General features: G+C 64.3%; 14 protein-coding genes. 12 read left to right on the top strand and 2 right to left on the bottom strand.

All coding sequences use genetic code 11. From position 1 onward, the window contains the following. The 10 genes from JJ896_08425 (at position 1) to JJ896_08380 (ending at position 8,024) form a co-directional block, all read left to right on the top strand. Positions 1-447: a hypothetical protein gene (locus JJ896_08425; protein MBO6779668.1), complete on the top strand. Its 447-nt coding sequence runs from the start codon at positions 1-3 to the stop codon at positions 445-447. A gap of 3 nt (positions 448-450) precedes the next feature. Next, complete coding sequence (trpS, locus tag JJ896_08420; protein MBO6779667.1) at positions 451-1,455, top strand: tryptophan--tRNA ligase; 1,005 nt, start codon at positions 451-453, stop codon at positions 1,453-1,455. Then, positions 1,452-2,042, top strand: a complete 591-nt coding sequence (locus JJ896_08415) for an aminodeoxychorismate/anthranilate synthase component II (GenBank protein MBO6779666.1) — start codon at positions 1,452-1,454, stop codon at positions 2,040-2,042. The genes trpS and JJ896_08415 overlap by 4 nt, the downstream gene beginning before the upstream one ends. Then, on the top strand, positions 2,039-3,055 hold the full coding sequence (gene trpD / locus JJ896_08410; protein ID MBO6779665.1) for an anthranilate phosphoribosyltransferase: 1,017 nt from the start codon (positions 2,039-2,041) through the stop codon (positions 3,053-3,055). Before JJ896_08415 ends, trpD begins: the two co-directional genes overlap by 4 nt. Beyond that, positions 3,055-3,858 (top strand): indole-3-glycerol phosphate synthase TrpC, encoded by an 804-nt coding sequence (trpC, locus tag JJ896_08405; protein MBO6779664.1) that lies wholly within the window; start codon positions 3,055-3,057, stop codon positions 3,856-3,858. The genes trpD and trpC overlap by 1 nt, the downstream gene beginning before the upstream one ends. Then, on the top strand, positions 3,855-4,505 hold the full coding sequence (locus JJ896_08400) for a phosphoribosylanthranilate isomerase (GenBank protein MBO6779663.1): 651 nt from the start codon (positions 3,855-3,857) through the stop codon (positions 4,503-4,505). The genes trpC and JJ896_08400 overlap by 4 nt, the downstream gene beginning before the upstream one ends. Beyond that, positions 4,502-5,683, top strand: coding sequence for a tryptophan synthase subunit beta (gene trpB / locus JJ896_08395; GenBank protein ID MBO6779662.1), 1,182 nt, complete (start codon positions 4,502-4,504; stop codon positions 5,681-5,683). The genes JJ896_08400 and trpB overlap by 4 nt, the downstream gene beginning before the upstream one ends. Continuing rightward, on the top strand, positions 5,683-6,498 hold the full coding sequence (locus tag JJ896_08390; protein MBO6779661.1) for a tryptophan synthase subunit alpha: 816 nt from the start codon (positions 5,683-5,685) through the stop codon (positions 6,496-6,498). Before trpB ends, JJ896_08390 begins: the two co-directional genes overlap by 1 nt. A gap of 66 nt (positions 6,499-6,564) precedes the next feature. Next, complete coding sequence (locus JJ896_08385; GenBank protein ID MBO6779660.1) at positions 6,565-7,707, top strand: DUF4837 family protein; 1,143 nt, start codon at positions 6,565-6,567, stop codon at positions 7,705-7,707. After that, positions 7,704-8,024, top strand: coding sequence for a DUF4296 domain-containing protein (locus tag JJ896_08380; GenBank protein ID MBO6779659.1), 321 nt, complete (start codon positions 7,704-7,706; stop codon positions 8,022-8,024). The genes JJ896_08385 and JJ896_08380 overlap by 4 nt, the downstream gene beginning before the upstream one ends. A 109-nt stretch (positions 8,025-8,133) precedes the next feature. On the opposite strand, the gene JJ896_08375 is transcribed toward JJ896_08380, so the two are convergent. After that, positions 8,134-9,837 (bottom strand): RecQ family ATP-dependent DNA helicase, encoded by a 1,704-nt coding sequence (locus tag JJ896_08375; protein ID MBO6779658.1) that lies wholly within the window; start codon positions 9,835-9,837, stop codon positions 8,134-8,136. Continuing rightward, positions 9,834-10,319: a hypothetical protein gene (locus JJ896_08370; protein ID MBO6779657.1), complete on the bottom strand. Its 486-nt coding sequence runs from the start codon at positions 10,317-10,319 to the stop codon at positions 9,834-9,836. Before JJ896_08370 ends, JJ896_08375 begins: the two co-directional genes overlap by 4 nt. Positions 10,320-10,409: 90 nt before the next feature. Here JJ896_08370 and truA point away from each other — a divergent pair, with 90 nt between their 5' ends. After that, positions 10,410-11,201, top strand: a complete 792-nt coding sequence (gene truA, locus JJ896_08365; protein ID MBO6779656.1) for a tRNA pseudouridine(38-40) synthase TruA — start codon at positions 10,410-10,412, stop codon at positions 11,199-11,201. 306 nt (positions 11,202-11,507) lie between these two features. Beyond that, positions 11,508-12,794, top strand: coding sequence for a hypothetical protein (locus JJ896_08360; protein MBO6779655.1), 1,287 nt, complete (start codon positions 11,508-11,510; stop codon positions 12,792-12,794). Positions 12,795-12,796 lie beyond the last annotated feature (2 nt).

The raw sequence follows: 12,796 nt of genomic DNA, 5'->3' as shown, positions 1-12,796 counted from the left end.
ATGGGTATCAAGGATCTGCTTCTGAACAAAGGCTGGGCCGGCAAGACCATCGACCGTGCCGAGACCATCGACCGGATCAATCCGCTGATTCAGGATATGACCGGCCTGATGCACTTCTACCTGAACGCGGCGGAGCGTCTTGGTGGCGATGCGGCCGGCACCATAGAGCAGCACCTGCGCACCATGCGGGCCGACATCGGCAAGCTGGCCGAGACTGTGTTCTCCAGTGGCGGCGTGGCCTATTCCGGCACCGACATCGAGCCGGGCGAACTCAAGCTTTCCGACGGTCTGCTGGATGAGCTGGCCGATCGCGAGCGCGCCTTCTGCGCAGCGGTCGAAGAGGAAGCAGACGTCGAACACCAGATGCGCACCCGCGCCGTGCTGTCCGTGGTGCGGGCCAACGGCGACGCGCGCCTGAAAATGATCCGCTCGCTGGGCGGCCGATAAGCCTTGGCTGAGACCCCCGACTTCCCCCCCGTCATTGTTTCCGGCATTCAGCCGTCGGGCACGCTCCACATTGGCAATTACTTCGGTGCGCTGCGGCAGCACATCGAACTGCATAGGCAGCACGAGGCCTACTACTTCATCGTGAACTACCACGCGATGACCACGGTGCACGACGCCGAGGCCCTGCGTCAGTTCTCGATCGATGTGGCGCTGGACTATCTGGCGCTCGGCTTTGACCCGGTAGAGGCCGCCCTCTTCATGCAGTCGGACGTGCCCGCCGTCAACGAACTGGCCTGGGTGTTCTCCACGTTGACGCCGGTTTCCCAGCTGGAAAAGGCCGTCTCCTACAAGGACAAGGTCGCTCAGGGTCTGACCGCGAATGCGGGCCTCTTCAACTATCCAGTGCTGCAGGCCGCGGACATTCTGATCTACGGCGGCACGCTCGTGCCGGTTGGTCAGGACCAGAAACAGAACATCGAGATCACCCGCAATCTGGCGCAGAAGTTCAACCTGACCTTCAGCCCGGACGACCCGGTGCTGCCGGTCCCGGAGCCTTACATCCTGGAAGACGTCGCGGTGGTGCCGGGCATCGACGGCCGCAAGATGTCCAAGAGCTACGGCAATACCATCGGAATCTTTGACGAGGGCAAGGCCCTCAAGAAGAAGGTGATGAGCATCGTCACTGACTCGACGCCGCTCGAGGACCCCAAGGATCCGGATACCTGCAACGTGTTCGCGCTGATCAAGCTGTTTGCCTCGGACGAGGACAGGGAGCGCATCGCCCAGGCGTACCGCGCAGGCGGCTACGGATTCGGGCACGCCAAGAAGGAACTGCTCGGCATGATCAACGCCTATTTCGCAGAGGCTCGCGACCGCCGCCGCGACCTGGCCTCGCGGCCGGATTACGTAATGGACGTGCTGCGGGAAGGCGGCCGCCGTGGACGCGAGAAAGCCGCCGGGTTCATGGAGCGCGTGCGCGCCGCCGCCGGACTGATTACGACGACATGATTCTGGTCATCGACAACTACGACTCCTTTACGTACAACCTGGTGCACATGGTGGCCGGGGCGGGCGAAGAGGTGCACGTGGTGCGCAATGACCGCATCGACATTGACCAGATCCGTGAGTTGGCACCGGACGGCATCCTGATCAGCCCCGGACCCGGCAGACCCGAAGACGCCGGCGTCACTACGGACGTCATCCGGGCGATGGGCTCCGAGATCCCCATTCTCGGCGTCTGCCTGGGACATCAGGCCATCGGCCAGGTGTATGGCGGCTCTGTGGTGCATGCGCCGAGCCTCATGCACGGCAAGACCAGCCCGGTCACGCATGACGATCGGGGTGTGTTTGAGGGTGTGCAACAGGACTTCACAGCCACCCGGTATCACTCACTGGTCGTCTCCCGGGAGTCGGTGCCCGAGTGCCTCGAAGTGACGGCCTGGACCGCAGACGGCGTAATCATGGGCCTACGGCATCGCGATCATCCGGTGGAAGGCATCCAGTTTCACCCGGAGAGTTTCGTGACGACCGCCGGGGGGCAACTCATCGAGAACTGGCTGAAGCGCGTGCGCAGCCGGAAGACCCAGGAAGCATGACCGACTATCTGAAGCGCATCGCAGCCGGCGAGCGGCTCACGTTCGATGAGGCTTGCGCGGTCATGCACCTGTTGCTGAAAGGCGAGGCATCGCCCGAACAAACGGCCGGCCTGCTGATGGGCCTGCGCGGCCGTGGCGAGTCGTTGGACGAACTCACCGGCTTCACCAAGGTGATGCGCGAATACGCGGTGCCGGTAGCGGTGAACGATCCTGATGCCATCGACGTGGTCGGCACAGGCGGCGACGGCAGCGGCACGTTCAATATTTCGACGGCCACCATGTTTGTGTGTGCCGGAGCCGGCGCCACCGTGGCCAAGCACGGCAACCGGTCGGTGTCGTCCAAGTGTGGCAGCGCCGATGTGCTGCGTGAACTCGGCGTTTTTGTTGAGCTGCCGGCGGAGCAGGCGAGTGCCTGCATCAACCAGGCCGGGCTGGGCTTCATGTTCGCGCCCCTCTTCCACCCTGCACTGCGGTTTGTGATGCCGGTGCGGCGCGCGCTGGCGGCCCGCACCTTCTTCAACATTCTCGGCCCGCTCTGCAACCCCGCCGGGGTGCAGTCCGGCCTCTTCGGCGCGTTTGCACCGGACGTGGCCGACGCGATGGGCCAGATCCTGGAGCGCCTTGGCGGCCGCCGGGTCCTGACGGTGCATTCCGAGGACGGCCTGGACGAGTTCTCGATCGCTGCAACCACCACCGTGCGCTCGTTCGGACTGCCGGCGTGGGCGCTGGTACGTCCGGAAGATCTGGGACTGCCGTCTGCTTCCCTGGCCGATATCCGGGGTGGAGACGCGTCCGTGAACGCCGACATCATCCGGGCCATCCTGCGGGGAGACGAGGGGCCGCACCGGGACGTGGTGCTGCTGAACGCCGCCTTTGCACTGATCACGGCCGGAAAATGCGACGACCCGCAGGAGGGCCTTGAGCTGGCGCGCGAGAGCATTGACGGGGGCGGCGCAGCGCGTTCGCTGCAGGCCATGGTGGACGCCTCCCAGTCCCTGCGGCCGTCGGCGTAATGGCGACGATCCTGGATGAACTCGTGGCCGGTGCGCGGGCAGAGGCCGCATCGCGCAGGAAGCAGGTCGGCATGGCCGAGCTGGAGTCGCGCTTCCGTGCTGAGCGGCGCTCTCTGGCTGAGGCTCTCCGGGGCGATGGGCTCTCCGTCATTGCGGAGGCCAAGAAGGCGTCACCCTCCCAGGGCGTCATTCGCGAGGCGTTCGAGCCGGGGGCAATTGCGGAGATGTATCAGGAGGCAGGAGCCAGCGCGATGTCCGTGCTGACCGAGAATCTGCGATTCCTGGGCTCGCTCGATGACCTCGCCGAGGCGCGCTACCGATGCGAGCTGCCACTGCTCAGGAAGGACTTCATTGTCGAGGACTACCAGCTGTTTGAGGCGCGCGCGTTCGGGGCCGACGCCGTGCTGCTGATCGCCACCGTGCTGGACCGGCACCACCTGACCGACCTGATGCAGGCCGCACGGGAGCTGGAGCTGGACTGCCTGGTCGAGTTGTATGAGGAGTCCGAGCTGGATCGCGTGGACTTCGACCTCTGTGAGATAATCGGCGTGAACAACCGCGACCTGCGGACTTTTGAAGTGGACCGCATGCACGCGCCACGTGTGCTTGCCCACGTGCCGGACGGCACCGTGCGGGTGGCCGAGAGCGGCCTTCGTACGGCCGACGACCTGGCGGTCGTGGCTGAAGCCGGGATCGATGCCGTGCTGATCGGCGAGACGTTCATGCGGGCCGAGCACCCCGGTCAGGCGCTGAAGGATCTGCGCGAACAAACCCACCAACTGTTGACCGAACGAGCAGGATGACCCGCATCAAGATCTGCGGCATCACCAACCTGGCGGACGCACGCTACGCGGCGGGCGCCGGAGCCGACTACCTCGGGTTCATTCTGCACCCGGGCAGTCCGCGGTTTGTGTCTGCGGAGTTGGCGCGGGACATCAAGGAATGGCTGTACGGATCGGAAACGGTCGGCGTGTTTGTGGACGTGCCCTCCGACGAACTCGCTGAGGCTACAGAGACGGCGGGGTTTGATCTGGTGCAGCTTCACGGCAACGAAGCGCCCGAGACCTGTGCCCTCGTCGAGCAACCCGTGATCAAGGCTGTACACATCGGCGGGTCGGGGCCGGCCGCGGCCTCATCGCCCGAAGAACTCATGGCTGTGGCCGAGCGCTACGAAGGCGCCGCGCAGTATCTGCTGCTGGACACAGCTCGCGGCGGATTGTCCGGGGGATCCGGGCAGGCGTTTGACTGGAGTATCGTGCCGGATCTGCCGCTGCCGGTGTTCGTGGCGGGCGGGTTGACGCCCACCAACGTGGGAGAGGCCATCCGGACCTGCCTCCCGTTTGCGGTCGATACGTCCAGCGGCGTCGAGGAGGCGCCGGGCCGCAAGGACTTTGAGCTGATCGACGCGTTCACGGCAGCCGTCCGGGCTGCCAACGCCACCGAAGCATGATGGAAACCGTACCTACTTCAACCGGCCGATTCGGCGACTACGGCGGCGTGTTCGTGCCCGAGATCCTGGTCCCTGTGGTCGAGGAGCTCGTCGAGGCCTACGATGCCGCGCGACAGGACGATGCGTTCCAGCAAGAGTTGGACGGTCTGCTGCACGACTACGTCGGCCGGCCCACCCCGCTGTCCTTCGCGGACCGGCTGACCGACGCGCTTGGTGGTCCGAAGATCTACCTGAAGCGCGAGGATCTGTGCCACACGGGTGCGCACAAGATCAACAATACCATCGGCCAGATCCTTCTTGCGCGGCGGATGGGCAAGACGCGCATCATTGCGGAGACCGGCGCGGGGCAGCACGGAGTGGCGACCGCCACGGTCTGCGCCAAGTTCGGCATGCAGTGCGTGGTGTACATGGGCGCGGAGGACATCGAACGTCAGAACCTGAACGTTCTGCGCATGCGGCTGCTGGGGGCTGAGGTTCGACCCGCCACCAGCGGTAGCCAGACCCTGAAGGACGCCACGAACGAGGCGATCCGGGACTGGGTCACGAACCCGCACGACACGTTCTACATCATCGGTTCGGTCGTGGGCCCGCATCCGTACCCGATGCTGGTTCGGGATTTCCACCGGGTAATCGGGATCGAGACGCGGGAGCAGCTGGAGCAGGCCGAGGGTCGCCTTCCGGATGCCCTCGTGGCGTGTGTCGGCGGCGGCTCCAATGCGATGGGGCTCTTCCACCCGTTCCTGGACGATGCGTCGGTACGGATCTATGGCGTGGAGGCAGCCGGGGAAGGCCTGGACGGACGGCACGCCGCCACGTTGACCAAAGGCGCGCCGGGCGTGCTGCACGGAGCACTGAGTTATCTGCTGCAGGATGCGGACGGGCAGGTGGAACTGGCCCATTCGGTGTCGGCGGGTCTCGATTATCCGGGCGTAGGGCCGGAGCATGCCTACCTGAAGGATTCAGGGCGCGTGACATATGTGTCGGCCACCGACGAGCAGGCCCTTGAGGGCGTGCGCCTGCTTTCCCGCACAGAAGGCATCATCCCGGCGCTGGAGACTGCACACGCCATCGCATTCCTGCCGGAGCTCGCAAGGCAAATGACTGCCGATGAGATCGTGGTACTGAACTGCAGCGGGCGAGGCGACAAGGACATGGGCACGATCGCGAAATACCTCTGATGGCCTCACGCATTACCGAGCGCATCCGCCGCACCAACGCGGCCGGCAAGAGGGCCATGGGCATCTTTGTGACCAGTGGCTTCCCGCGGCCGGAGGTCACGGTCGAGGTCCTGCGGGCCATCGACGCGGGCGATGCGGACTTCATTGAGTTGGGCATGCCGTTCAGCGATCCGCTGGCGGAGGGATTGCCCATTCAGCGGTCGAGCGAAATGGCGCTGGCTGCGGGCGCATCGATGAAGTCCACCCTTGAGGCGGCGCGCGCATTCAGGGCCGAAAGCGATACGCCGTTGCTCCTTATGGGGTATCTGAACCCGGTGCTGCGCTTTGGACTGAGCAACTTTTTCGACACTGCGGCCTCTTGTGGAGTAGACGGGCTGATCTTGCCTGACCTCCCTCCTTCCGAACGGGCGCTGGTGTCGGAGCATGCCGATCGCGTCGGCATGGACATCGTGCACCTCATCGCGCCCAATACGCCGGAGGACCGGGTCAGGCAGGTGGACAGCCTGTCCGGCGGATTCGTGTACGCCGTGTCCATTACCGGGCTGACCGGCACGGGCCACGGACAGCGCGAGGCCGTCAACGCATACCTGAAACGATCCCGTGAGCTCGTGACCCGGAATCCGCTGCTTGTAGGCTTCGGCATCTCCTCCCATGAGGCGGCCATGGAGCTCTCCGCCCACACGGACGGATTCATCGTGGGTTCTGCCGTGATCCGGCTTGTGGAAGAGGTCTACGGCGATGAGTCGCTGGACGCCGGGGAGCGGCAGGGCCGCATCGCCCGGTTCGTCCGCGGACTGAAGCACGGCCAGGTCTGAATCAGGCCCGGGCAACCGAGGCCGTCACCGCCGCGTATTGAGCGCGGTATCTGAAATCGAATGACTATGATTCGCACGCTCGTTCTTCTGATGGTGGTCGCCTTCGGCCTGGGTTGCGAGGCGCTAGACATTCGCCCGCGTGCCGTGGGCAAGGAAGGTGAGATTGTGGTCGTCACGGACTCGGCCAGCTGGAACGGCGAGCTGGGCGATGCCCTGCGCACCGAGTTGGCTCCCTACATCGGCACGCTTCCGGCCCCGGAGCGCATGTTCGAACTGCGGCGGCTGGGACTGGTGTCGCAGCGCTCGATCGACCTCGTAAAGAAGCAGAAGAATGTGATCTTCGCTGCTCCGATTTCCGACACGTTGTCGCTGGAATCGCGGTATATGCGCAGCACGCTGGCGAGCGATGCGCTGGAGGCCGTGGAGGAGGGCACAGTGGCCGTTGTCGGCCGCACCGACGAGTGGGCGCAGGGACAGCAGGTCTACTACGTGATTGGACCGGACGTGGAGACGATTGCCGGGGCCGTGCGCGCGAACTCGGACGGCATGCTGCACGCGTTCAATACCATGACGCGGCTGCGCATGCAGCGCTCGATGTTCGAGAAAGGACGGCAGTTCGAGGTCGAGGAGCGCTTGATGAACGACCACGCTTTCGCCGTGAATGCCCAGCACGACTACGTGGTGGCCATGGACACGACGAACTTCGTCTGGATGCGGCGCATTGTCAGTTCTGACTCCTGGCGCAGTTTCTTTGTCTGGTACACGGATGATTTGAGCCCGGCGGACCTGAACCCGGAGTGGGCGTTGGCCGTGCGGGACCGACTCACGCAGGCCTATGTGCAGGGCAATCTGGGTGGCTATGTGACGGTGGACGACCGCCGCCCGCTGGAAAGCCAGAACATCGACTTCCTGGGCCGATTCGGCTATGAAGTGCGCGGCCTGTGGCACATGGTCGGCCCGGATGACTCCGGTCGCATCGTGCAGTATGGCATGGGTGGTCCCTTTGTGCTGTATGCCTTCTACGACGAGGTCAGCGGACGCACCTATGTGATGGACGGGATGGTCTTTGCGCCCGGCTTCTCCAAGCGCGAATTCCTCCGGCAGATGGAGGTGATTGCCTACACGTTCAGGACGGAGAACGATCTCAACGCGCCGGCCTCCGAGTTGGAACCGCTGCCCGCCCCTGCGGCAGAGGCCCCTGTCCCGTGAGCGGAAATGCACGCAGGTTGACCGGGGCTCTGCTCCTCGCGGCGTTCCTGCTTGGCGGGTGTGCCGAGCAGTCATCCCGCGAGATCGTGGTTTCGGACTCCCTGCTGATTGAGGTCCTTGCCGACCTGCACCTCGCCGATGCCCGCGCCCGACTTCCGGGAGAGCCGGTGGGCCTGCGGGATTCGGTGCTTGTGCATCACGGACTGGACGAGGACGTGTTCAGCAACGCCATGGACGGTTTTGTTGAGCGACCTGAGGAGCTGACCGCGCTGTACAACTCGGTGCTGGACCGGCTGAACGCGGAGCGGACTCCCTAGGGCTCGCCCGTGGGCTCGGCGCTGGTGGCGCCTGCGGGGAGCCGCTTCGGCCGCGACCGGGGTCGGGGGCGACGCGGCCGGCACCGACCAGCGCCGGCCGCGACCGGGGTCAGCCGGAGACGCAGTTGTCGCACGAACCGCAGTACCCTGGGGCTCTTTCTCCGAAGTACTCCCGGAGCACGCGGCGCCGACAGCTCGCCACGGACGCGTACGCGATCACGTCCTGTGCCCGCCTTTCGGCCCTCTTGCGCAGACGTTTGAGCCGCTGCGCCTGGAAATCCGGTTTTGCACTGCGAGGCTTGAGAAGCTGCAGTCTGAAGGCCTGCGCTCCGGAATCCCGTCCGGTCAGGCCACGCTTGTGCAGAAAGCGCAACCCCTCGAACGTGCGTTCCTCCGAGAGGTCTGCCAGACGGGCCAGTTCACGCACCGGAAGTTCCGCCCTCTCACGAGGAGCGCGCATGAGGGCGGTAATCAACCGGTGCGCCGGATGTCCGGGGTCGTATGCACGTGCGGCTTCCGCCAGATCCGAGGGACTGGCGAGTCCGGAAATGTCGGCAGTTTTGCCGCGGCTTGATGTGATCGTCCAATGCCCCGTGCCCTCCAGCAGGGCGACAGCGGCATCGACCTGAGCGCGCGGAATGCGCAGTATTTCGGACAGCCTTTCGCTGTCTGCGGTTACATGGCCCTCGGGCCGTTCCCCAGTCCCCACAGCAGCGAGGTCGAGGGCCACCCTGTAAACATCCCGGATCACCGCATCGGGCGGATACTGACTGCGGGCCCAGAGGCGCAGGCGATCGTCTTCGGCGGGCGAGGCAATCATCACCGCATGCGCGTCGTCGCCGTCGCGCCCCGCCCGGCCCGCCTCCTGATAGTAGGCCTCCAGGGAAGTGGGCAGCATGGTGTGCAGCACCAGGCGAACATCCGGTTTGTCGATACCCATGCCGAAGGCCGAAGTCGCCGCGACTACCCGCAGCTCGTTGGCCATAAACGCGTTCTGCACGCTCTGGCGCTCAGCCGGAGACATGCCCGCATGGTAGGCTGCGGCCCGGATCCCGTTTGTCGTCAGGCGACGCGCCCAGTCTTCCGCATTGCGGCGCGTTCCGGCGTACAGCACCGTCGCTCCTTTGTGTGTCTGCAACCGATCGCGACAGGCGCCCCAAAGGTCGACCGTGCGCTGCACGACCCAATGGATGTTCGGCCGGTCGATGGGCAGCACGTGCGATCTGCAGTCGTTCAGCGAGAGTGCAGCAATGATCTCATCCCGTACGCGTGGCGGGGCCGTCGCGGTGTACGCTGCCAGGGGCGGCGAACCTATACAGGTCAGTGATTCCGGGATACGCAGATAGTGAGGACGGAAATCGTGACCCCACTCGGAGATGCAGTGCGCCTCATCGACCGCGACGCGCGTGATTCCGAGCCTGGGCGCACGCGCCTGAAACAGGTCTCCGGATATGGCCTCAGGAGATAACATGAGAATGGAAATGGGAGCATGCTCCGCCTCGTTCCATGCGTGCTCCCGCTCCGGGAACGACATTCCTCCATGAATGGCGACGGCCCGGACGCCGCGGGATCTCAACGCCTCGACTTGATCCTGCATGAGTGCAATCAACGGAGAGATCACCAGGGTCGTCCCTTCCCCCATCAACGCAGGCAGCTGGTAGCACAGCGATTTTCCGCCCCCGGTCGGCAATACGGCCAGCAGGTCCCGGCCTTCAACCGCATCCCGAATCACCGCTTCCTGGCCGGCGCGAAATCCGGTGTGGCCCCAGTAGGTGCGCAGTACCGAGAGGGCGTGCTCTCGTTGATAGGTCACAGGGCGCCCTGTTCGACCAGAAACGCGTGCAACGCCTCACTCATGCGCGCCTTCGTCTCGTGCGTAGGAATCGGAAAGACGAAGTCGGCCTGCTGGTAAGACGGCAGCCGTGCTTCAATGAGTGCGCTGATGCGGGTGACCAGTTCGTCGCCCCTGAGTCGGTTGCCCTGGCCGTCTTCCAGAATTGGTCTTCGAACACGCGCCTCCGCCAACCTTGCGGCAAGAATGCCGATGGGCACATCCAGGTATACGCTGACGCCGCAGCCGGCGATCAGCACCCGGTTCCGTTGCGGGACGAATGCTCCGCCACCAAGGGCGATGACGTGGCGTTCGAGTGTGCACGCGTATCTAAGCGCGTCGTGCTCCTGCTCGCGAAACCATGCCTCGCCATGCTCCCGAAACAGATCGGCCACCTCGGCGCCGTGCTCCGCCACGATGTACTGGTCCAGGTCGAGAAAGGAGTATCCGGCCGACGTGGCCACGCGCGGGCCAAGTGTTGACTTGCCACAGCCCATAAAACCGGTCAGGAATATGCGCGTATGTCCGCCTCTGGTCATCAATGCTGGCAATGCATGGTCTATCGCCTCACGATAGAGTACGACGGTTCTGGATGGCACGGCTGGCAGGTCCAGGCGGGCGTGCCCACAATTCAGGAGGCCCTTGAAGCCGCACTTGCAACAGCGCTGCGGACGCGGGTGCCTGTAACCGGTTCCGGCAGGACGGACGCCGGTGTGCATGCTACCGGTCAGGTGGCCCATTTCGAGACCACAGGCCCAGTAGACCCGGACCGGTTGATGGGCAACCTCAATGGACTGCTCCCGCGGTCGATCGCGGTGAGGGACATTGCCGGAGCACATCCTGATTTCCATGCGCGCTACTCGGCCGTGCTCCGGAGCTACCGCTATCGCATCTCAACCCTTCCGATTGCGCTTTCCCGGACCTCCCGCGTGTTCGTGCGTCCTGCACCGGACATCGCACGGATGAACCAGGCCGCGGCGGACCTGATCACAAGAGATGATTATTCCAGTTTCTGCAGGACGAGCTCCGAAACCACCAACCGTGTTTGTGCGGTGAGCCGCGCAGGGTGGGAATCAGCTGCCGAGCCTGGGGCTTTTGATTTCGTGGTCTCGGCCGACCGTTTTCTCCACGGAATGGTGCGAGCGTTGGTCGGCACCCTGCTGGAAATCGGTGCCGGCAAGCGGCCCGTGGACGACGTTCCGCGAGTTCTTGCGGCCAGGGATCGGCGTGTGGCCGGACCGGCGGCACCGGCGTACGGCCTGAGCCTGGAAACGGTGCACTATCCGCCGGAACTGCTGGCCCCGACATCGGAAGCGACTTCCGCCGACGCCGGGAATGCCGACTGACTGCGAGGACGGCTCGAGGCGATTCGCGCCGACGCTCGTTGCCGAACCCGCTCAGGTGCTCCGTGCGTACGGGAACGAACTGCCACTCGGCCCGGCCGCAGTCGCTGTGCAATTCGGTCATCTTTTCCGTCAACGGAAGGCCTTTCTCGGTACTTTCGGCATGGTCTTCCGCTGTGGGCCATCCCGACTCACCCTAAAGGCAATCCCTTCCACTCCCCTTCCCGGCTGTTCGATATGGGCAACAGTTTCCTGAGGCGATCTCGCCCGGCCGCCTGGTGGCTGGTGGGGTTATGCGTGCTAGGGGGAATGCTCTTCACGGGTTGCGAGCGTCCCTTCGTCGAAGTCTCTGTCCCCGAGATCGAGATTGTCGAGCCGAACCCTGATCTGGTCCTCCAGACGGTCAACCAAAACCTGGTTGTTCGCGCGGAGAGTTTCCGAGCGGTAGATCGTGTCGAACTCGGGGGAAGACCTTTCGAGCGCCAGTCAGACGGATCGTGGCGACTTCCTGTGATTCTCCAGAACGGCGCCAATCGCCTGGTCATCGAGACCTTCGACTCGGAAGAGACTGCCAGTACCGATACGCTCGAACTGCTTGTGCTGCCGACCCGGGTAGAAACTGCCGCCAGCGCCTGGTCCGATCCACGAGGCGGCCACACCGTGACGCCCCTTCTGAATGGCGATCTCCTGCTGGCCGGTGGCGCCGGGAGCACAACTGGAGACGTTTCAGCAGACATTTTTGAGCTGCCGTTTGGGAGCACGCTGGTACGTCACTCCGGAGTGCGCTTTCATCACGCGCGCATCGGCCATACGGCCTCGGTGCTCCCGGACGGACGCATCCTGTTCCTTGGCGGAGCATCCAACACGGTGCTTGACGACGTTTCCGATCTCGTGGAGACTGCGGAGCTCTACGACCCCCAGGACGGCTCCATCATACGACTGGGTACGACGGGCCCACCAATCCGCCGTGCCTACCACACCGCACTGGTAGCTGCTTCTCAGGACGGCATCGTTGTCAGCGTGATCGGCGGAACGGGCGATATACGCTACAATCCGGCTCCGGAGCTGGGCGTGAGACGCGACATCCGGTCATTCCTACTGATAGACGACCATTTGCAGGCTCTCAGCCCGGCCATTGGACCCTTTATCGAGGCGCTTTCGGGCCATTCGTCCACACCACTGGCTCGACAGCCGCCCGGAACGGCGACTCGAGAGCTCATCTCCGGTGCGCTCTTCCTGGGCAACGGGGTGGAGACGCATCACTTTGTGCTCGACCCCCGATCCCCACTCGGCCTTGCCTTCGAGGACATTGAGCCGCCGAACACCCTGAGAACCGAACATGAGGCTGTGCAGATCACGCCAGGTCGCGTATTGCGTCTCGGAGGCATTGTAGACGCGGAGTCTACTCTTTCGGGTACCCTGGACCTGTTTGACGACGCGACGTCGCGCTTCCTCGATTTCGAGTTCGCAACCATTCGAAATCGGCATTTACATGGTGCAACAATTGTCGATGCTTCCCGAATACTGGTTATAGGCGGATTCGGCGAAGACGGAACCGCGCTATCAACCCTTGAATACGTAGTGTTCGACCTCTAAAG

The sequence above is a fragment of the Rhodothermales bacterium genome (genome assembly GCA_017643395.1).
In the GTDB taxonomy this organism is placed as follows: Bacteria; Bacteroidota; Rhodothermia; order Rhodothermales; family UBA10348; genus JABDJZ01.
The sequence above is the reverse complement of the archived record's forward strand: the minus strand, read 5'-3'. Positions and strand labels throughout refer to the sequence as shown.

Excerpts from the sequence above, each read along its gene's own strand:
- JJ896_08425 (MBO6779668.1), top strand. The coding sequence starts at position 1 with ATGGGTATCAAGGATCTGCTTCTGAACAAAGGCTGGGCCGGCAAGACC.
- JJ896_08415 (MBO6779666.1), top strand. The coding sequence starts at position 1,452 with ATGATTCTGGTCATCGACAACTACGACTCCTTTACGTACAACCTGGTG.
- trpD (MBO6779665.1), top strand. The coding sequence starts at position 2,039 with ATGACCGACTATCTGAAGCGCATCGCAGCCGGCGAGCGGCTCACGTTC.
- trpC (MBO6779664.1), top strand. The coding sequence starts at position 3,055 with ATGGCGACGATCCTGGATGAACTCGTGGCCGGTGCGCGGGCAGAGGCC.
- JJ896_08400 (MBO6779663.1), top strand. The coding sequence starts at position 3,855 with ATGACCCGCATCAAGATCTGCGGCATCACCAACCTGGCGGACGCACGC.
- trpB (MBO6779662.1), top strand. The coding sequence starts at position 4,502 with ATGATGGAAACCGTACCTACTTCAACCGGCCGATTCGGCGACTACGGC.
- JJ896_08390 (MBO6779661.1), top strand. The coding sequence starts at position 5,683 with ATGGCCTCACGCATTACCGAGCGCATCCGCCGCACCAACGCGGCCGGC.
- JJ896_08385 (MBO6779660.1), top strand. The coding sequence starts at position 6,565 with ATGATTCGCACGCTCGTTCTTCTGATGGTGGTCGCCTTCGGCCTGGGT.
- truA (MBO6779656.1), top strand. The coding sequence starts at position 10,410 with ATGGTCTATCGCCTCACGATAGAGTACGACGGTTCTGGATGGCACGGC.
- JJ896_08360 (MBO6779655.1), top strand. The coding sequence starts at position 11,508 with ATGCTCTTCACGGGTTGCGAGCGTCCCTTCGTCGAAGTCTCTGTCCCC.